Origin of the sequence: Micromonospora halotolerans, from assembly GCF_032108445.1 — a bacterium.
Taxonomy (GTDB): domain Bacteria; phylum Actinomycetota; class Actinomycetes; order Mycobacteriales; family Micromonosporaceae; genus Micromonospora; species Micromonospora halotolerans.
The window spans coordinates 1,753,489-1,772,206 of the sequence record NZ_CP134876.1; the positions used below are offsets into that span (position 1 = coordinate 1,753,489).

Annotated in this window: 23 protein-coding genes; 7 read left to right on the forward strand and 16 right to left on the reverse strand. The window is 74.9% G+C overall.

Annotation, left to right across the window (positions count from 1 at the left end):
• Positions 1–65 precede the first annotated feature (65 nt).
• The 3 genes from RMN56_RS08085 to RMN56_RS08095 are packed head-to-tail and all read right to left on the reverse strand — an operon-like array spanning position 66 to position 4,630.
• Positions 66–1,379, reverse strand: coding sequence for a molybdopterin molybdotransferase MoeA (locus RMN56_RS08085; RefSeq protein WP_313723195.1), 1,314 nt, complete (start codon positions 1,377–1,379; stop codon positions 66–68).
• Positions 1,376–2,371 carry a UTP--glucose-1-phosphate uridylyltransferase gene (locus RMN56_RS08090; protein ID WP_313723196.1) on the reverse strand — a complete coding sequence of 332 codons (996 nt, stop codon included), beginning with the start codon at positions 2,369–2,371 and terminating at the stop codon, positions 1,376–1,378. Before RMN56_RS08090 ends, RMN56_RS08085 begins: the two co-directional genes overlap by 4 nt.
• Before the next feature lie 9 nt (positions 2,372–2,380).
• Positions 2,381–4,630 carry a diguanylate cyclase gene (locus RMN56_RS08095; RefSeq protein ID WP_313723197.1) on the reverse strand — a complete coding sequence of 750 codons (2,250 nt, stop codon included), beginning with the start codon at positions 4,628–4,630 and terminating at the stop codon, positions 2,381–2,383.
• Between the two features lie 83 nt (positions 4,631–4,713).
• On the opposite strand from RMN56_RS08095, the gene RMN56_RS08100 reads away from it, so the two are divergent.
• The 3 genes from RMN56_RS08100 (at position 4,714) to RMN56_RS08110 (ending at position 6,538) form a co-directional block, all read left to right on the forward strand.
• Entirely contained in the window at positions 4,714–5,361 is a 648-nt protein-coding gene (locus RMN56_RS08100) for a 5-formyltetrahydrofolate cyclo-ligase (RefSeq protein ID WP_313723198.1), read from the forward strand.
• A gap of 62 nt (positions 5,362–5,423) precedes the next feature.
• Positions 5,424–5,777 carry an FmdB family zinc ribbon protein gene (locus tag RMN56_RS08105; protein WP_313723199.1) on the forward strand — a complete coding sequence of 118 codons (354 nt, stop codon included), beginning with the start codon at positions 5,424–5,426 and terminating at the stop codon, positions 5,775–5,777.
• A gap of 206 nt (positions 5,778–5,983) precedes the next feature.
• The gene (locus RMN56_RS08110) at positions 5,984–6,538 is read left to right on the forward strand and encodes a flagellar biosynthesis protein FlgA (RefSeq protein WP_313723200.1); all 555 of its coding nucleotides are present in this window, start codon (positions 5,984–5,986) and stop codon (positions 6,536–6,538) included.
• Between the two features lie 9 nt (positions 6,539–6,547).
• Here RMN56_RS08110 and RMN56_RS08115 read toward each other — a convergent pair whose 3' ends face one another.
• Positions 6,548–6,733 carry a hypothetical protein gene (locus tag RMN56_RS08115; protein WP_262286940.1) on the reverse strand — a complete coding sequence of 62 codons (186 nt, stop codon included), beginning with the start codon at positions 6,731–6,733 and terminating at the stop codon, positions 6,548–6,550.
• A gap of 110 nt (positions 6,734–6,843) precedes the next feature.
• Between RMN56_RS08115 and RMN56_RS08120 the strand changes: the two genes are divergently transcribed.
• Positions 6,844–7,431, forward strand: a complete 588-nt coding sequence (locus RMN56_RS08120) for a hypothetical protein (RefSeq protein WP_313723201.1) — start codon at positions 6,844–6,846, stop codon at positions 7,429–7,431.
• Positions 7,432–7,473: 42 nt separating this feature from the next.
• Here the strand turns inward: RMN56_RS08120 and RMN56_RS08125 are convergent, their stop codons facing one another.
• Complete coding sequence (locus RMN56_RS08125; protein WP_313723202.1) at positions 7,474–7,956, reverse strand: DUF2231 domain-containing protein; 483 nt, start codon at positions 7,954–7,956, stop codon at positions 7,474–7,476.
• Between the two features lie 174 nt (positions 7,957–8,130).
• Between RMN56_RS08125 and RMN56_RS08130 the strand changes: the two genes are divergently transcribed.
• Positions 8,131–8,559, forward strand: coding sequence for a Fur family transcriptional regulator (locus RMN56_RS08130; RefSeq protein WP_313723204.1), 429 nt, complete (start codon positions 8,131–8,133; stop codon positions 8,557–8,559).
• A gap of 67 nt (positions 8,560–8,626) precedes the next feature.
• A complete protein-coding gene (locus RMN56_RS08135; protein WP_313723205.1) occupies positions 8,627–9,478 on the forward strand; it encodes an oxygenase MpaB family protein in 852 nt (283 codons plus the stop codon).
• A gap of 9 nt (positions 9,479–9,487) precedes the next feature.
• Here the strand turns inward: RMN56_RS08135 and RMN56_RS08140 are convergent, their stop codons facing one another.
• The 11 genes from RMN56_RS08140 to RMN56_RS08190 all read right to left on the reverse strand — a co-directional run bounded on the left by RMN56_RS08140 (position 9,488) and on the right by RMN56_RS08190 (position 17,728).
• Complete coding sequence (locus RMN56_RS08140) at positions 9,488–10,333, reverse strand: RecB family exonuclease (RefSeq protein ID WP_313724679.1); 846 nt, start codon at positions 10,331–10,333, stop codon at positions 9,488–9,490.
• 132 nt (positions 10,334–10,465) lie between these two features.
• Positions 10,466–11,080, reverse strand: coding sequence for a MarC family protein (locus RMN56_RS08145; protein ID WP_313723206.1), 615 nt, complete (start codon positions 11,078–11,080; stop codon positions 10,466–10,468).
• Positions 11,081–11,111: 31 nt separating this feature from the next.
• The gene (locus RMN56_RS08150) at positions 11,112–11,978 is read right to left on the reverse strand and encodes a PHP domain-containing protein (RefSeq protein WP_313723207.1); all 867 of its coding nucleotides are present in this window, start codon (positions 11,976–11,978) and stop codon (positions 11,112–11,114) included.
• Between the two features lie 30 nt (positions 11,979–12,008).
• Positions 12,009–13,217, reverse strand: a complete 1,209-nt coding sequence (locus RMN56_RS08155) for a hypothetical protein (RefSeq protein ID WP_313723208.1) — start codon at positions 13,215–13,217, stop codon at positions 12,009–12,011.
• A gap of 56 nt (positions 13,218–13,273) precedes the next feature.
• Positions 13,274–13,936: a SigE family RNA polymerase sigma factor gene (locus tag RMN56_RS08160; protein WP_313723209.1), complete on the reverse strand. Its 663-nt coding sequence runs from the start codon at positions 13,934–13,936 to the stop codon at positions 13,274–13,276.
• A 102-nt stretch (positions 13,937–14,038) separates the two neighbouring features.
• On the reverse strand, positions 14,039–14,914 hold the full coding sequence (locus tag RMN56_RS08165) for a PH domain-containing protein (protein ID WP_313723210.1): 876 nt from the start codon (positions 14,912–14,914) through the stop codon (positions 14,039–14,041).
• Positions 14,915–14,920: 6 nt separating this feature from the next.
• Positions 14,921–15,079: a hypothetical protein gene (locus RMN56_RS08170; protein WP_167544553.1), complete on the reverse strand. Its 159-nt coding sequence runs from the start codon at positions 15,077–15,079 to the stop codon at positions 14,921–14,923.
• A gap of 118 nt (positions 15,080–15,197) precedes the next feature.
• Positions 15,198–15,896, reverse strand: coding sequence for a DUF6758 family protein (locus RMN56_RS08175; RefSeq protein WP_313723212.1), 699 nt, complete (start codon positions 15,894–15,896; stop codon positions 15,198–15,200).
• A gap of 53 nt (positions 15,897–15,949) precedes the next feature.
• A complete protein-coding gene (locus RMN56_RS08180) occupies positions 15,950–16,573 on the reverse strand; it encodes a TrmH family RNA methyltransferase (protein WP_313723213.1) in 624 nt (207 codons plus the stop codon).
• Positions 16,574–16,626: 53 nt separating this feature from the next.
• Positions 16,627–17,118: a hypothetical protein gene (locus RMN56_RS08185; RefSeq protein ID WP_313723214.1), complete on the reverse strand. Its 492-nt coding sequence runs from the start codon at positions 17,116–17,118 to the stop codon at positions 16,627–16,629.
• Positions 17,119–17,212: 94 nt separating this feature from the next.
• Positions 17,213–17,728, reverse strand: a complete 516-nt coding sequence (locus RMN56_RS08190) for a MaoC family dehydratase (protein WP_091314480.1) — start codon at positions 17,726–17,728, stop codon at positions 17,213–17,215.
• Positions 17,729–18,275: 547 nt separating this feature from the next.
• Here RMN56_RS08190 and trxA point away from each other — a divergent pair.
• Entirely contained in the window at positions 18,276–18,644 is a 369-nt protein-coding gene (gene trxA, locus RMN56_RS08195; protein ID WP_313723216.1) for a thioredoxin, read from the forward strand.
• Positions 18,645–18,718 lie beyond the last annotated feature (74 nt).

The window sequence follows — 18,718 nt, forward strand, 5'->3', positions numbered from 1 at the left end:
GGAACCAACTCACCGAGTCAGCCTTCCGTTCGCTCCCGCGCGGCTCGCATGCCCACTCCTCGCGCTCACCGGCGCCGGTCCAGCAGGAGGACGTCCACAGTCGACCCGGCCGCCGCGGTGGTGACCCGCTCGCCGAGGACGAGCAGGCCGTTCGCCTCGGCCAGGCCGGAGAGGGTGAACGGCCCACCGGCGAGCGGCTGCACGGTGTAGCCGCCGCCGCGCCGCTCGGCCACGTGCGCCGGGCGGAACTCGCGCAGCCCCACCGGGGACGAGACCGTCTCCAGCAGGTGCGCCCGGACGCTGGGCCGGAACACGGGCTCGGCGCCGGCCAGCAACTGGATGGCCGGGCGGGCCAGCACCTCGAAGCCGATCAGCGCCGCGCCGGGTTCACCGGGAAGACACACCACCGGCACCTCCTCGGCGCCGACCGTACCGAATCCGAGGGCCGTTCCGGGATAGAGGGCGACCTCGGTGAAGGTGACCGGCCCGGCCCGGCCGCCCTCCCGGCGGGACAGGATCCGGCGGACCATGTCGCCCGGGCCGGTGCCGGTGCCACCGGTGGTGATGATCAGGTCGGCCCGCAGGGTCTGGTCCTCCAGCAGGCCGCGCAGCGCCTCCGGGTCGTCGTCGCAGATCCCGACCCGGTACGCCAGCGCGCCCGCCTCGGCCGCGGCGGCGGTCAGGGCGTGCGAGTTCGTGTCCACCACCTGCCCGGGCTGGCTGCCCCGGCCCACGTCGACCAGCTCGTCGCCGGTGGCCACGATGACCACCCGCGGGCTGGGCCGGACCACGACGTGACCGATGCCGGTGGCGGCGCAGACCGCGACCAGGGCGGGCGAGACGTACGTGCCGGCGGGGGCGAGCAGGGTGCCGGCAGGCAGTTCCTCACCGGCGCGCCGGACGCCGTAGCCCCGCTTGGGGGCGCGGAAGATCTCCACGGCGGCCATGCCCTGGTCGGTCCACTCCACGGGGACCACCACGTCGGCGCCGACGGGCAGCGGCGCGCCCGCCGCCACGGAGAAGCAGGAGCCGGGGGTGAGCCGGACCGGCCGCCAGCTCGCCGCGCCCAGGTCGCCGACCACGTTCAGCCGGATGCTGCGGCCACCGGGGATACCGGAGGGGGCCGGGACGTAGCCCGGCCCCCGGCTCCCTCCGGAGATGTCCTCCCAGCGCGCGGCGTACCCGTCCACCGCCGCCTGGTCGAAGGCGGGAAACGAGTGCGGCGCGACCACGTCCTCGGCGAGGACGTTGCCGTACGCCTGGGTGAGGTCGAGGTCGAGCGGAGGCAGCGCGCGTAACCTGCGCAGCACGCTGCCCAGGTAGTCGGCGAGCGGCGTCAACTCGTTCGCGGCCGCCTCGGCGTCGGCCGTCGCGGTCATGTACCGGCACCGCCGGACGTGTCGCGCATCCCGTTCAGAATCGCCGCGGTGACCGTCTCGTCGCCGGCGTTGACGAACTCGGTCAGCCACTTGCGGAACTCGGCGCCCAGGTCCTCGCGCTCGACGGCGATCTGCACCACGGTCTGGAGGTAGCCGAGCGGCTGGCCGGTGTCGTAGCGGGTGCCCCGGTAGACGATGGCGTGCACCGGCACGCCCTCGTTGCGCAGGATCTCCATGGCGTCGGTCAGCTGGATCTCGCCACCGCTGCCCGGCTCGGTGCGCCGGATCGCGTCGAAGATCCGGCCGGGGAGCACGTAGCGGCCGAGGACGGCGAGGTTGCTCGGCGCGTCCTCCGGCTTCGGCTTCTCCACCATGCCGGTGACCCGCACGACCTCGGCGAGGTCGCCGAACTCGGGCCCGGCCGGCTCGACGGAGGCGATCCCGTAGCGGGAGGTCTCGGCCGGGTCGACCTCGAAGAAGGCGAGCACGATGCCGCCGGTGCGGGCCTGCAGCTCCAGCATGGCCGGCAGCAGCGGCTCGGACGGCTTGACGAACTCGTCGCCGAGCAGCACCGCGAAGGGCGCGTCGCCGACGTGGGATTCGGCGTAGCCCACGGCGTGGCCGAGGCCGAGCTGCTCGGGCTGACGGCAGGTGTAGATCTCGGCCAGGTCCTCGGTGCGCTTGACGGCGGCCAGCAGCTCGGGCTTCTTCTCCAGCCGCTCCTCCAGGTCGGGCCGGCGGTCGAAGTGGTCCACCATGGCCGTCTTGCCGCGCCCGGTGATCAGCAGCACGTCGTTGAGCCCGGCCTGGGTGGCCTCCTCGACGATGTACTGGAGCACCGGCCGGTCGACGACCGGCAGCAACTCCTTGGGGACCGCCTTCGTGGCCGGCAGGAACCGGGTGGCCAGGCCGGCGGCCGGGATGACGGCCTTGACGGCGCGGGAGCGACCGGTCGCGGCGGTCGCTGAGGGGTTCGCTGAGTGCTCCGACATGTCGCGAGACTATCGGCCACGGCTCTGCCGCGGCGGGTGAGGACCGGAAGACGCGCCGCCCTGTGCCGCCGTCGCGCCGTCCCCGGCGCCGGCCCGGGGCAGTCCGTCGGGCGGACTGACCGCGGCGACCACCACCGGGATCTCCTGGGTGGGGACCGGATCGGGGGGCCGGGCCAGCCGGTAGCCGTCGCGGCCGGCGGCCTTGGCCGCGTAGAGCGCCTCGTCGGCGGCGTCGAGAACCTGCTGCCCGCCGGCCGCGTGGTCGGGGTAGACGGCGATGCCGATGGAGACGGTCACCGGCACCCGGACGACCTCCCCCGCGTGCACCTCGACCGGCACCGGCTGGCCCCGGATCACCGCGCCGAGCCGCTCGGCGACGATCGTGGCGCCCCGGGCGTCGGTCTCCGGCAGCAGCACCACGAACTCCTCACCGCCGTGCCGGAACGCCAGGTCGACCTCGCGGATCTCGCCGCGTACCCGGCGGGCGAACTCGACCAGCACCGCGTCCCCGGCGGCGTGGCCCCAGGTGTCGTTGACGTGCTTGAACCGGTCCAGGTCGAGGGCCAGCACGCTGAGCATCCGGCCGAACCGGTTGGCCCGCTCCACCTCGCGCCGGATCGACTCGCGCAGGTAGCGGTAGTTCCACAGCCCGGTGAGCGGGTCGGTGAGGGAGAGCCGCTGTGCCTCCTCGTGCACCCGGACGTTCTCCACCGCCACCGCCGCGTGCCCGGCGAAGGTCCGCAGGGTGACCAGGTCGTCGTCGTCGAACTCGTCCGCGCCGAGCCGGTCGTAGAGGGCGAGCACACCGAGCGCGCACGAGTCGTCGGACGACGGCTCCAGGTCGCGGCGCGACTCCAGGTCGCGGCGCGGCGCCGGACGCGCCGAGCTGGAGCCGTCAGAGTCGGCCGGCGGGTGGCCGGGCCGCTCCGGGCGCGGTTCCGTGCCGCGGGGGGCGGCGAAGGGCACCGCCACGTACGTCTCGCAGGACGGCTCCCCGGTCGGCGTGTCCGTCGCCTCCCACCGGCCGCGCAGCGGCTCCCCGGTGGCGGCCACCCTGCCGAGCACCCCGGCGCCGACCGGCACCCGCAGCGTCGCCGGATCGGCCGGGTCCTCGGTCGGCCAACGGCCGTCCAGCCCCTCGACGCACTGGCCGACCAGCGCGCCGTCGCCGTCGACCAGCAGCACGGCGCCGGCCCGGGCGCCGGTGGCGGCGATCGCGCTGTGCAGGATCACCCGCAGGATGCGTTGCAGGTCGTGGGTGCTGGCCAGGGTGTCGCCGAGGACGGCCAGGTGGCCGCGGAGCTGGTCCCGGCTGCTGGTCAGGGCGGCCACGTAGCTGCCGGTCTCCCGGGTCATCCGGTTGAACGCGCCGGCCAGCCGCCCGATCTCGTCGCGGCTGCGGACCGGCACCCGGGTGCTCAGGTCGCCGTGCGCCACCCGGTCCACGGCGCCCGCCAGCTCGACCAGGGGCCGGGTGGTCACCCGGGCCAGCCGCCAGGCGGCCACCACGGCCAGCAGGGCGGCCAGCACCACCGCGCCGACCAGGGCGGCGTAGAGCCCGGGCGGGCGCTCACCCGGCACCGAGAGCACCAGCGGCAGCGGCTGGCCGGGGGCGGGGCCGACCCGGCGCACGTACCGGCCGTCGGTGGTGCCGGTCACCCGGTCCCCGTCCGCCTGGCGGGCGGCGGCCAGCACCGCTGCGCGTACCTCCCGGGTCTCGGTCGTGTGGGTGATCCGGCCCGGGTCGTCGAGGAGGGTGACCCCGGCACCGGTCACCGCGGCGAGCCGCGCCACGAACGCCGGGTCGACGGGCTGCGCGGCGGCGACCGTGCCCAGGTCGGCGCCGGCCGGGTCGCGGAGCCGGACCTGGGCGGCGAGGGCACGCACCGGGCCGGTCGTCGCGTCGGCGGCGCAGTCCTGCCAGGGCCCGGCCGGGCCGCCGGCGGTGGCGTAGCTGGTGCGGCCGGCCGGGTCGACGATCAGCACGGCGGCGGCCAGGCCCCGGCCCACGACCTGGTCGGCCGCGCGGGACCGGGCGGCCGGGTCGGCGACCAGCGCGACCGCGTCCGCCGCCGCGCGGAGCTGCTGGCAGAGGGCGTCGACGGAGGTACGCACCCCGGCCGCGGCCACACCCAGCCGCTCGGTGGCCCGGCCACGGTCGACGGCGCTCAGGGTGGACCCGACGAAGAAGGCGCCGAGCAGGACGGGGCCGAGCACCACCGTGAGGAAGGCCGCCGTCAACCGCCCGCGTAGCGTCAAGCTGCCCCCCGGAAGTCCTGCGCCCCTTCCTGCGATGCTGACACAGAGCGACCGGGAGGCAAGCGTTGCGTCAGGAGTGTTGCGTGCCGGAATTTTCTGATGGAGCGGATGTGACCAAGCGGGACCTGCGGGTCGCGCTGCTCGCCCACCGCCGGACGCTGCCGCCGCCGCGCCGGGCCGAGGCGGCGGCGTCCGTCCGGGCCGAGCTGGTCGATCTGGTACGTCGGCTGCGGCCGACCCGGATGACCGCGTACGTGCCGGTCGGCTCCGAGCCGGGCGGGAGCGACCTGCCCGCCGTGCTGCGGGCGGCGCTGGCGCCGGAGGCCGAGCTGCTGCTGCCGGTGCTCCTCGACGACCTCGACCTGGACTGGGCCGCCTACACCGGGCCGGAGTCGCTGCGGGCGGCCGGCCGGGGCCTGCGCGAGCCGACCGGGCCGCGCCTGGGGAGCGCGGCGGTCGCCGGGGCCGACCTCGTGGTGGTGCCGGCGCTGGCGGTGGACCGCCGGGGGTTCCGGCTGGGCCGGGGCGGTGGCTCGTACGACCGGGCGCTGGCCCGGGTGCCCGCCACGGTCCCCACGGTGGCGCTGCTGCACGACGGGGAGCTGGTCGAGGCGGTTCCGGCGCAGCCGCACGACCGGCCGGTGCGCTTCGTGATCACACCGGCGGAGGGTCTGGTGGGGGTGCCCGGTGTGGCCCAAGGCGCTTCCGCTGGACGAACCCGGGTTCCATGACGCACCATTGGCACTCGAATCCGTCGAGTGCCAAGCGGCCGAGCCAAGATCCGGAGGAGAACGTGCCCACGTACCAGTACGCCTGCACCGCGTGCGGCCACCAGCTCGAGGCGGTGCAGTCCTTCTCCGACGCGCCGCTGACCGAGTGCCCGGCGTGTGAGGGGCGGCTGCGCAAGGTCTTCAACTCGGTCGGCATCGTGTTCAAGGGCTCGGGCTTCTACCGCACGGACTCCCGTTCGTCCGGTTCCGACAGCACCACGAGCGCCACGAGCAAGCCGGCCAAGTCCGAGTCGTCGACCGGCGGCTCGTCCGACAGCTCGTCGTCGGGCTCGGGCAGCGGCTCGTCCGCCGCGTCGTCCAGCTCGTCCTCCGGTTCGTCGACCAGCAAGGCGCCGGCGGCCAGCAGCTCCTCCTGACGCCTCTTCGTCCCCGGAAAGTGGTCATCCCGCGCGGATGGCCACTTTTCGCGTTTCCCGGGGTTTCCCTCCGGTTGGCCGTCACCGGGCGCCTGTCCACAGGCCGGCGGGTTATCCACAGGTGAGCCGGCGCGGGCGGCGGGGGCCGCCGCCCGCCGCCTAACCTGCCCGCGTACCGGTCGGGTCGGGTGCGCGGGAGGGTGCTGGTGGCGGGTGAGGAGGCATCGCTGCGGCCGGTGCGCTGGCAGGGGCTGCCCCGGGGGCGCACGCTGCTCCGGGTGGCGCTGGTCGCGGTGCTGCTCGGGCTGGCCGCGGCCGTCCTGCAGACCCCGGACGGCTGCCCGCCGGGCACGGTCCCGGCCGTGGCTCCCAGTCCCACCGGCGAGGTCCCGGCCGGTGGAGGCCTCCCGGCCGGTGGAGGCCTTCCGGCCGGTGGGGGCGCCCCGGCCGGTGGTGATCGTCGCGCCGCCGCCCTGCCGCTGCCGGCCGGGGCGGTCGGAGTGCCGGTCCGGCTCGCCGAGCCGGCCGCGCTCGCGGTGCTCCGCCCCGGCGCCCGGGTGGACCTGCTGGTCGTGCCGGCCGGCGGGACGGCGGGCGCGGCCACCCTGCTCGCTCCGCGGGCGCTGGTCCTCGACGTGGTCGGTGCGGCCGGGGCGGTCGACGGCTCCTCGGCGCTCTACCTGGCGCTCCGCCCGGAGCAGGCGCAGCGCGCGGTCGGCCTGCCCGAGGGCAGCCGCTTCGCCGTCGTGGTGCGCGGATGACCTGTCGGGTCAGTCCCAGTGCGGCGGGCGCTCGGCGAGCAGCCAGTCGTCGTTGCCGGCGGAGCGCTCGCCCCAGCCGCGGTCGGTGTCGTCGGTGGTCTGCTCGGGCAGCACCACGAAGTCTTCGCTGAGGTCGACCACGCGGTCGTCGTCGCCGCGCGGGACACGGATGCCGGGATCGCTCACGAGCGGCAAGGATACCGGGGCGAGGGCGACGGATCGACCGGTCGGGCGGGAACGCCGGGACGCCGTGGCCCGTCGCGTCGGGCGGCCGACCGGCCGGCGCGTTGGTAGCGTCGGACGGCGTGACGACGCCGAGCGGTGGCAGCCCCGAGGACGAGATCTGGCAACGCCCGGACGAGCCGGCCGGCGCGGTCCCGACGCCCGGCGAGGACGAGCCCCGCTCGGCGGCCGGCCGGGACCCGGCTCCCGGCCCGGAGGCCGGGAGCGACCAGCCCGACAGCTCGACCGGCGACGCTCCGACGGCGCAGGCCAGCCCCTGGTCGCGCGCCGGCCACACCGACAGCCCGTGGGCGAGGCCCGGCCAGAGCGCCGCACCGGCCGGCGGCTGGCCAGGGCAGGCCGGCGGCTGGCCCGCGCAGACCGGCCCGGCCGGTGGTGGGCCGCAGCAGCCGGCCTCGGCCGGTGGTTGGGGGCCGGGGGGCGCGCCGGCCGGTTATGCGGGCCCGCCGCCGACCGTCCCGCCGCCGCCCGGCTGGCGGCCGCCGGTGCATGTGCAGCCGACGCCGCCGCGCCGGCTCCCGCCGCAGGACATGGCCGCCATGGACCAGGCCGAGGGGCAGGCCCAGCGGGTCACCTACGGCATCGGCGCCGTCGTCGGCGTCGTGCTGGTGCTGCTCACCTGCCTGCTCTGCTCGCGCCTGCTCTTCTGAGCCGGCCGGGACGCCTCGGCTGGGCGGCCCGGCCGGTCCGGGTCAGACGATGCCGCTCCACACCATCTTCGCGCCGCTGTCACCGGTCAGGTAGACGTAGACCAGCGCGAACACGGCGAGCACGAGCACGATGGCGGTGAGCACCAGGGGCAGCCAGCGGGGCAGGTTGCGGGTGCGGGCGAGCCCGCTGGTCACCAGCAGCAGCAGGAGCGCCGCCACGGCCAGCCCGACGGTGAACCAGAACAGGTTCTCGCCGTACTCGGAGTGCTCGTGGATCTTCTGGAGGCCCTCGGGCGGGTAGCCCCGCTGCCGGAGCACCTCTTCCAGCGCCTCACCGGACTCGGTCGCCACCCAGGTGACGATCGGGGTGAGGACGGCGAGGACCGCCACCGCCCAGTCCAGCCGGGGCCGCCAGCGGGGCAGCACCCCGTACGCGACGGAGAGCAACGCCAGCAGCGGCACCAGCACCACCGCGGCGTGTACGACCAGGACGTGGCCCGGTAGGCCGTTGACTTCCCTGAACACCGACACCTCCGGCGAGTGGACGGGATCGCGCGGTCAGCGTACGGCGTGGTGATCCGCCGTCCCGCCTTCGTACACCGACACACGCACGGGGCGTCGGCCCGGTTCACCTGTGGCCCGAACCACCCGGGGTGACGCTCGCTTGTCGGCCCCGGGGCGCCGTGCTGTCATGGACGCATGTCCACGGGTGAGGAGCTGCTCCGGTCGAGGGGCCTACGGGTCACCCGGCCGCGTCTCGCCGTGCTGGACGTGCTCGCCGCCGGCGGTCACCTGGAGGTCGACGAGATCACCCGCCGGGTCCGTGAGCGCCTCGACTCGGTCTCCACCCAGGCCGTCTACGACGTGCTCGGGGCGCTCTCCCGGGCCGGGCTGTCCCGCCGGATCGAGCCGGCCGGCAGCCCCGCCCGCTACGAGGCCCGCGTCGGGGACAATCACCACCACGTGGTGTGCCGGGGCTGCGGCGAGATCGCCGACGTGGACTGCGCCACCGGCAACGCCCCCTGCCTGGACCCGAACGTCGCGCACGGCTTCGAGGTCGACGAGGCGGAAGTGACCTTCTGGGGCCTCTGCCCGGCCTGCCAGGCCCGGCGCTCCGTCGACGACTGACCGGCCGCCCGCCGACCTCGACGAGCTGGCGGCACGAAGGCCGACGCCGGCGTGGCACTCTTGGTCGGTGGACACCGATGACCTCGGCCTGTTCGGTCCGGGATCGGTCACGTGGAAGGTGCACGAGGAGCCGATCCTGATCGTCGCCGGCCTGCGTTCGCTCTACCTCCAGGCGCTGCACCCCCGCGCCATGGCGGGCGTCGCCCAGAACAGCAACTACCGCACGGACGCCTGGGGCCGTCTGGTCCGCACGGCCACCTACGTGGCCACGACGATCTACGGCACGACCGCCGAGGCGGAGGCGGCCGGCCGGCGGCTGCGTACGCTGCACGCCCGGATGCGGGCCACCGACCCGTTCACCGGCGAGCGCTTCCGGATCGACGACCCCGACCTGCTGCGCTGGGTGCACGTCACCGAGGTCGAGTCGTTCGTGAGCACCGCGCGGCGGGCCGGGCTCGCGCTGACCGACGACGAGGTGGACGGCTACTACACCGAGCAGCGCCGCGCGGCGGCCCTGGTCGGGTTGGACCCGGCCGACGTGCCGGGCACCGCCGCCGAGGTGGCCGACTACTACCGCCGGATCCGGCCCGAGCTGCGGATGACCAGGGAGGCGGCGGAGACGGCACTATTCCTGACCGCCCCGCCGATCCCGTGGAAGCTCAGCCTGCCGCTGAAGCTCGGCCTGCACCTCGGCCCGCCGCGCTGGGCGTACCTGGGGATCGCCGGCACGGCGCTGGCGCTGCTGCCGGCCTGGGCCCAGCGGCTGTACGGCGGCCTCGGCCTGCCGACCACCGCGCTGTCGGCGGACCTGAGCGTGCGCGCGCTGCGGCTCGCCCTGGCGGCGGTGCCGCGGCGTTACCGCGAGGGCCCGTTGTTGCAGGCCGCCAAGGAGCGCGCCGCCCGCGCCGCGGCGGCCTGAGAAGCGCTGTCAGCCCTGGTCGGCGACCGGCTCGGCGGGGCGGTCCACGGCCGCCCACGGGTCCTTGCCCGGTGCCCGAGCGCCGGCCGGGCAGGTGCGCCGGTAGTCGCACCAGCCGCAGCGGGGCCCCGGCTCGGTGGGGAACGCCTCGTCGGGGTCGGCGCCGTCGGCGACGGCCCGCTCGGCGGCCATGATGTCCCGTGCGGTGTCCTCGGCGCGGGTGAGCTGCCGCTGCAACGACTCGGGGCTGTGCTCGTGCGCGGCGACCGTGCCGGTGGGCAGGTGGTGCAGCTCGACCCGGCGGCACGGGCGGCGGAACACCCGCTCGGCCGCGTAGGCGTAGAGCGCGAGGGCCTGTGAGCCGCGCGCGTCGTCGCCGTCGAGCCCGGTGCGGCCGGTCTTGTAGTCGACGATGACCAGCTCGGGCCGGCCGTCCGGGCCGGGGCGGGAGTCGATCCGGTCGGTGCGGCCATTGAAGGCGAGCACCGCGGTCTTCACGGCGACCACGCGCTCCACCCCGACCGGCTCGTCGGCCGGGTCGAGCCCCGCCACGTAGGACTCCAGCCAGGACAGCGCCCGGCGGAACGCGTCCCGCTCCTGCTCGTCGTCGCGGTAGCCCTCACGGACCCAGGTGCCCTTCAGCAGGGTGGCCAGCACCTCGGGGCGGCGGCGGTCGGGGGCCAGCGCGTACCAGTTCTTCAGGGCCGTGTGGACGCTGGCGCCGAGCGAGTTGTGCGCCCACGGCGGGCCCTTGGGCGGCGCGGGGCGGTCCACGTACGAGTAGCGGTAGCGCCGGGGGCAGTCGGTGTAGGCGCCGAGCTTGCTGGGGGTGCAGACGAAGAGCCGTTCCGGCATGCCCTCGAAGCCGAGCTGCTCGGCCTGCTCGGCGCGGGGCCGGGGTGGCCGGCCGCCGGTGGGTCGCCCGGTCGGGGAGGGTCGTCGCACGCCTCAGATCCTGCCATCCGGGTGCGACAGCGCCGCGACGGCTCAGCCCATGGTGAGGTACTGCGTGACGAACGCGGCGATGGCGTCGGCGATGAGCTGCACGGCGATGGCGGCCAGCAGCAGGCCGGCGATCCGGGTCAGCACCTCGATGCCGCCCGGCCGGAGGACCTTGACGATGCCGCCGGAGAAGCGCAGCACCACCCAGACGGCGACCATGACCGCGACGATCGCGGCGGCGATGGCGAGGTAGTCGGTGAAGCCACCGGCCCGCTGCACGAAGAGCATGGTGGCGACGATGGCGCCGGGGCCGGCCAGCAGCGGGGTGCCCAGCGGCACCAGCGCGATGTTGCTGGTGGCCTGCTGGTTCGGGTCGTCGGACTTGCCGGTGAGCAGTTCCAGCGCGACGAGGATCAGCAGCAGCCCGCCGGCGGCCTGCAGCGCGGGCAGGTCGACGTGCAGGTAGGCCAGGATGGTCTGGCCGGCGACGGCGAACACCACGATCACCCCGAGCGCCAGCGCGACGGCCTGCCAGGCGGCCCGGTTCCGGTCGCGGGCGGCCATCGGGCCGGTCAGCGCCAGGAAGATCGGCATCATGCCGGGCGGGTCGACGATCACCAGCAGGGTCACGAAGACCTCGCCGAAGAGCTTGAGATCCACTCGGACACGGTAGCCGCGTGGCCGGATCGCTTCAGCTCGAAGCGACCGGGGTCACCCCCCGGGCCAGCTCGACGATCCGCTCGTACGCCCCGGCGCCGGTGGTGAACGCGCCGAGCCGGACGGTCTTGTGGGTGCCGTGGAAGTCGGACGACCCGGTGACGAGCAGGCCCAGGTCGGCGGCGAGCGCGTGGACGTGCTCCCGCTCGGCGGGGCTGTGGTCCTCGTGGTCGGCCTCCAGGCCGGCCAGCCCGGCGGCCGCCAGGTCCACGATCAGCTCGTCCGGCACGATCCGGCCGCGCCGGCTGGCGCGGGGGTGGGCGAAGACCGGCACCCCGCCGGCCGCCCGGACCAGCGCCACCGCCCGGAACACGTCGATGTCCTCCTTGGGCAGCCGGTACCGCTCCCCCAGCCACCGCGGCCCGAACGCCTCGGTGGTGGTGGCGACCAGCCCGGCCCGGATCAGCGCCTGCGCGATGTGCGGCCGGCCGACCGCCCCGCCGGCGGCCCCGGCCAGGATCTCCGACCAGCTCACCGGGATCCCGTCGGCCTGGAGCAGCCGCACGATGCGCTCACCCCGCTCCTCCCGGGCGCGCCGGACCCGGGCCAGTTCGGCGGCCAGCTCCGGTTCGGCCGGGTCGAAGAGGTACGCGAGCAGGTGCAGCGGGATCGCCGGCTCGACACCGAACCAGCGGCAGGACAGCTCGGCTCCCCGGACCAGGGTGAGCCCGGGCGGCAGGGCCGCGACGGCCGGCTCCCAGCCGGCCGTGGTGTCGTGGTCGGTGAGCGCCACCACGTCGAGGCCGGCCGCGGCGGCGGCCCGGACCAGCTCGGCGGGGCCGAGGGTGCCGTCGCTGGCGGTGGAGTGGGTGTGCAGGTCGATCCGGGCGGCGGCGCTCACCCCGCCGACGCTACGCCCACCCCGCACCGGTCAGGAGCGGGCGTCGGCCACCACCACGAGGCGCTCGCCCGGGGGCACCCCGTCGAGCGCCGAGGCGGTGGGACGCTCGCCGGCCAGCACCCGGTCGGGGTGGACCCGGACCAGGCCGCCGGAGGCGTCGGCGTGCAACGCCGCTCCGCTGCGGGTCCAGGCCACCGCCCCGGTGATCGCCGGGCCGGCCGGGCGGGTCGCGGCGGCGGCGCCGTCGAGGCTGGCCAGGTCGACCAGCAGGGCGTCCCGGCGCGCGGCGTTGAGGAGCAGCCAGCGCCCGTCGGCGGAGACCCCGCCGAGACCGTCGGTGGCCACCGCGGTGCCGCAGGCGGTGCGGACGCGGACGAGTTCGCGGGCCGGGTCGAGCAGTGCCACACAGGGCTGCCGGGGCGTGCCGGCGGAGACCAGACCGACCACCCGGCCGTCGGGCAGCGTGCCGTAGACCGTGAGCACGTCCGGGTTCGCCGGACCCGGCACCCCACCCACCGGCCGCCGCCAGACGCTGACCCCACCGCGGTCGGGCTGCCGGACCAGCACGGCGTCGCCGGCGAAGCCGATCGGGACCGCCCCCGCGGGGGCCGGCGTCCGGCTGCTGGCCAGGAGCTGCCCGCCGACCACGCCGGCGGCGGCCAGGTAGGCGCCGTCGCGCCAGGCCACCTGCCGCCCGTCGGCGGCCACCACGACGGCGTCCGCACCGGCGAGCAGCACCTGCGGGTCGCTGCCGTTGGGCGGCACCCACCAGAGGGTACGGCCGGCCGCGGTGGCCGCCGAGGTGACGAGCCAGCCGCCGTAGTCCGGGACCCGCTGGGCCCGCTCGACGCCGCTCAACCCGATCAGTTCGCGGCGCTCGCCCCCGCTGGTCTCCAGCCGCGAGCCGACGATCAGATCCAGCTCGGCGCGGACCGGCCCCGTCCCGGGGGCCGGGCTGCTGGCGGTGGGCAGCGGCACGGGCGAGAACCCGTCCGGGTCACCGAGCACCACGGTGGGCGTGCCGCTGTGCCCGGTCGGCCCGCCGAGCTGGGCCATGCCGGTGGTGACCAGCACGGTCGCCACCCCGGCCAGGGCGAGCCCGGTCAGCGTACGGCGCCGTGCGGCGCCCCGGGCCCGCCGGAGCACGGCGCCGGCCGGGTCGGCGGCGAGGGGCCGGGGCGTGGCGACGCGGCCGGCCAGCGTCTGCCGCAGCGCCCGTTCCAGCTCGTCCTCGGTCACGGGTAATGGACGCTCCGGGCGGCCCGTCCGGTTGTCGCAGGAGTCCGGCGTGCGGCTCATCGGGATTCCACCGGCACGGACGCGGCGGGTCGCACGGCCGGCCGGACCGCCGGGGCGGCCGGCGGGGCGGGCGGCGGCGGGGCGGGCTGCCGGACCACCCGCGGCGGGGTACGCGGCGCGGGCGGCGCGACCGTCTCCGCCGGCGCGGCGGGCAGGCCGAGGGCGGCCTCGGAGCCGAGCCGGCGGCGCAGGGTGTTCAGCGCCCGGGAGGTCTGGCTCTTCACGGTGCCCGGGGAGATCTCCAGCAGGGCGGCGGTCTGCGCCTCGGACATGTCCTCGTAGAAGCGGAGCACGAGCACGGCCCGCTGCCGGGCGGGGAGCGCCTGGAGGTGCCGCCACAGCGCGTCCCGGTCGAGCTGCTGCTCGATCTCGTCGACCCCGGCCCGCTCGGGCAGCACCTCGGTCGGACGTTCCCCGTGCCAGCGCCGGCGCCACCAGCTCGTCGAGGTGTTGACCAGGACCCGGCGGGCGTACGGCTCGAGGGCGTCGATCCCGCCGAGCCGCTTCCACGCCAGGTAGGTCTTGGTCAACGCGGTCTGGAGCAGGTCCTCGGCCGTCGCCCAGTCGCCGGCCAGGAGGTAGGCGGTGCGCAGCAGGGCACCGGAGCGGGCCGCGACGAAGTCGCGGAACTCCTCCTCCAGCGGATCCCTGCTCGCCACGCCCACCTCCACACCCCGTCCTGCCTGGCAGGCTTTCACGGTAGGGCGGAATGGGTCGACGGCAAAAGGTGCGCAGTTCCTCCGATGTTCGGACAGAAACCTTCAGGCGCCGTCGTCGGCCTTCGCCTCGTCCTGCTCCTTGCCGATCCGCGCCTCGACGGCCTGCGGCTCGTACATCTCCTCCACGACGCGCAGGTAGAGCTCGTTCGGGTTGGGCAGGTTCTTGATCTCCCGGAGCGCCTGCTCCTGGCCGGCCGACTCCAGCACGAAGGTGCCGTAGTTGAGCGCACGCCCGGTCGGGGTCTGCTCGTACTTCATGTCGGTGACCCGGACCAGCGGCATCATCGCCACCCGGCGGGTGATGATCCCGTTGACCACCATGACCCGCTTGTTGGTGAGGATGAAGCGGTCGTACCACCAGTCGGCAACCCGCCAGGCGACCCAGCCCATCACGCCGAACCAGAGCAGCACCGCGACGGTGGTCAGCGCACCGACGTCGCGCCCGGCGAGGAAACCGGAGAGGTAGCCGAGCACGAAGGTCGCCGCGATGCCCACGATGATCGGCGTGGAGAGGTGGACCCAGTGCCGCTTCCACTCGCCCCGGAAACGCTCGGTCGGGAAGAGGTAGCGGGCCGCCAGCGCGCTCGGCTCGTCCTCCATGGGCAGCACCCGGCGCGGGGCCATGCCGGCGGCGTCGGCGCGCAGCCCGGCCAGCTCCTCCTCGGAGATCTGCGGGTCCTGGTAGCCGGCCTCGGGGTCGCGGATCCAGGCGCGGCCGGACCGCCCCTCCCCGGCGTACCCGGGGCCGTCACCGAAGGCGGCGTCGTCCGAAAGGGACGGGCCGCCGCCGTAGCCGGAACCGGAGCCGAAGCCCGGGCCGTCGTCGGGGTCGATCCGCGGGATCGGCTCGGTGTCGCGCTCCCGGCGCTCCCGATCGGGGTCGTCCGGGTCGAAGGGCGGACCGGAGGGGCTTCCCATGGGCGGTTAGGCGACCAGGTTGGTGAAGAAGTCGCCGAAGCCCTGCGCGATGTCCATGATGCCGCCGCCCAGGGACTTGAACACGTCGGCGGCGGAGTTCGGCCGGTAGGCGATGAAGAAGATCAAGAATGCGAGGCCGGCCCAGGTGAGGACCTTCTTGACCATAGCGGGCCATCCTCTCGCGCGGAGCCGGGTCCGTTTACCGCAGCGGCACCCAGAGTATCAGTATGGTGTCGTAGAGTGAATATCTGCGTCTGTTGTCCGCCTCGCCGGTGCCGGCCGGTCAGGCCCGCCCCTGCAGGTACGGAGATGGTGCGCCGTACACGAGTTCGGGCGGTGTCCACTCGGTGAGGTCGTGCAGCACGACTTCTTCCGCGAGGAGGTGACCCGCACTCGCCGGCCAGGCTATCGCATGGAGCCACATTCCCCGAGCCTCGCCGGCGTACGCGCTTCGATCGGTCGGGGAATTCACGAGCCACAGTGGAGTGGGATGGCCGCCCACCCGGATCTTGGCGTGCGGCACCCGCTCCGGGTGACCAGGGCCGGGATCGGTCAGCGCCTCCGCCATCTCGGGCCCCGGGTCGGGGCCGGGCAGGCCGGCGAGTCGGGAGCCCAGGCCGACGCCCGGCTCCTCGGCGACGAAGAGCAGGTCCGCCGGTCCACCGTCGAGCGGGGCCGGGCCGGCGCAGGCCACCGCCGTGGCGCGGATCCCGGACCGCTCGTCCCCCGCCCAGGCGACCCCGGTCAGCGTCCACCCGGTCGGCAGCGGCCACGGGCACCACAGCGGCATCCCCGGCCCCTCCGCCGGACCGGTGTCGGCGGCCACCCGCTCCACCACGCTGGCCATGATCTCGGCACCGATGTGTTCGGGGACGTGCAGCGGCGGCACGGGACCGCAGCGCAGGCACCGGTATTCGCCGTGCATCAGGTCCGGCTCCCGGACCGGGCCCGCGCACCTGGGGCAACTCACCGCGACACTCACGCCTTCACCGTCGCCCCCGACCGGCGGGGCGTCAAGCGGAGCGGCCGGATCGGTCACTCCGGTGGCGGCCCGGCGTACGCCCGGATCCAGGCGTGCATGGCGATCCCGCTGGCCACCCCGGCGTTGATGGAGCGGGTCGAGCCGTACTGGGCGATCGAGAAGAGCTGGTCGCAGGCGGCCCGGGCCACCTCGGAGAGCCCCGGCCCCTCCTGACCGAAGAGCAGCACGCAGCGGCGGGGAAGTGTGCTGCTCTCCAGCGGCTTCGAGCCGGGGAGGTTGTCGATGCCGACCACCGGCAGCCCCTCCCCCGCCGCCCAGGCCACGAACTCCTCGATCGTCGGGTGATGCCGGACGTGCTGGTAGCGGTCGGTCACCATGGCGCCCCGCCGGTTCCAGCGCCGCCGCCCGACGATGTGCACCTCGGCGGCGAGGAAGGCGTTGGCGTTGCGGACCACCGTGCCGATGTTGAAGTCGTGCTGCCAGTTCTCGACGGCCACATGGAAGTCGTGCCGGCGGCGGTCCAGGTCGGCCACCACGGCCTCGCGCCGCCAGTAGCGGTACCGGTCCACGACGTTGCGCCGGTCGCCCTGGGCGAGCAGCTCCGGGTCGTAGCGCGGGTCGTCCGGCGGGTCGCCGGGCCACGGCCCCACGCCCACGTCGAGCTGGTCGTCGGTCACGGTCTGCAGAGGGTACGGCCCGACCGGCGGAACGGCCGTCACGGGCCGGCGGATCAGCGCAGGTCCAGCGCCCCGGCGAGCCGGTCGAGGAAGCGCCGGTCGGCGGGGCTCGGGACGGCCTCGCCGGCCCGGCACACGCGGGCCGCCACCGACTCCACCCACTGCCGGTACGCGGCCGAGTCGGCGGGGTCCGCGCGCCGGCGCAGCACCCGCACAGTGGCCCGGGCGGCGGCGAGCAGGTCGACCAGGTCGGTGAGGCGCTCGTCCCGGTCGGCGGCGCCGTCGTGGCGGGCGTAGATCGCGGCGACCACGGCCCGGATGAGGTCGCTGTCGAAGGCCCGGCCGGCGGCCACTGCGTCCAGCCCGGCGAGCCCGGCGGCGACACCGCGCGGCGGACGGCCCGGACCGGGCGCGGCGGCGGCGACGAGGACCCGGCCCGGCAGGTCGGTCAGCAGGTCCCACTCGGCCGCGGAGTAGACGGCGGTGGTCAGCGGTGCGGCACGGCGGCCGGCAGAGGGCGGCTCTCCGGCGACGGAGTGGCTCATGGTGACCTCCGGCGTCAGCATATGCCCCGGAACGGGAAGAGGGCCCCTTCCCCACGGATCGGCGAAGGGGCCCTTCCGGGCGTACGGGGAGGGGTCAGCGCGGCTCGGGGAAGCTGGGCCGCTCGGGGTCGACGCCCTCGGGCAGGGCGGCGGCCGCGTACTCCTTCTTGGGGACCATGACCTTGCGGCGGAACACGCAGACCAGCGTGCCGTCCTGGTTGTAGCCCCGGGTCTCCACCGCGACCACGCCGCGGTCCGGCTTGGAGGAGGACTCCCGCTTGTCCAGCACCGTGGTCTCGCCGTAGATGGTGTCGCCGTGGAAGGTCGGTGCGACGTGCCGCAGCGACTCGATCTCCAGGTTGGCGATCGCCTTGCCGCTGACGTCGGGCACCGACATGCCGAGCAGCAGCGAGTAGATGTAGTTGCCGACCACCACGTTGCGCTTGAACTGGCTCGCCGACTCGGCGTAGTGGGCGTCCATGTGGAGCGGGTGGTGGTTCATGGTGAGCAGGCAGAAGAGGTGGTCGTCGTACTCGGTGACCGTCTTGCCCGGCCAGTGCCGGTAGACGGCGCCGACCTCGAACTCCTCGTAGTAGCGGCCGAACTGCATCCTTGTCCCCTTCGACGGGCGGCGATGGAGTTCGGCACAGCATGCCTTACCGCTTGTTAAGGCGGTGGGCGGGGCGCGGGCGGTGCGGAAAAGTCACACCCGGACCAACCCGGGGGGAGACGCAATGAGCGGCGGGGCCCTCCCCGGCACCCGCCGCCCACGCTCTGATGCGACAGATTCTGCCGTACGTCGGTACGGTGATGATAGAGACGGACCTCACATTTATCTTTTCGTAACACTACGCTCAGTGACACGTGATCACTCCACAAGCGATCTCCGCGGTCCGGATCCCCGCTTGTCAAGCGTCAAGTTACCGATTCGTAGCGCGAAGCGGTCGCGATCGCCATGGAAACGCTCCCATCACGTCCCGTCACGCAAATGCGTCGTGCATTTGCGTTCGGCAGGGCGGAGGGAGACAGACCTCGCTCGATGCATCCCTCCGTCACCGGAGCGCTGCGCAGTGTTTCGTCGCGCACGTCACGGGAATGCCGAGCCATCCGCCCTGGTTCCACCGGACGTAGGCAATCCGCGCTGATCGGAGAGTGCAATGGCAACGGTTGAGCTGACCACGGCCAACTTCGACGAGGTGACCGAACGCGACGGCATCGTGCTGCTCGACTTCTGGGCGGACTGGTGCGGCCCGTGCAAGCGCTTCGCCCCGGTCTACGAGCGCTCGTCCGAGAAGCACCCGGACATCGTCTTCGGCAAGGTCGACACCGAGGCGGAGCAGGAGCTGGGCGCCAAGTTCAACATCAGCTCCATCCCGACTGTGATGGCGATCCGCGACGGCGTCATCGTCTACGCCCAGCCGGGTGCCCTGCCCGAGTCGGCCCTGGAGAACCTGATCGAGCAGGTCGAGCAGCTCGACATGGAGGACGTCCGCAAGAAGCTCGCCGAGCACGGCCACCAGCACTGAGCCGACTCGCTGAGCACCGAGCCGACCGGCTCCGACACCACCGGCCGGGCCCCCACGCGGGGGCCCGGCCGGTG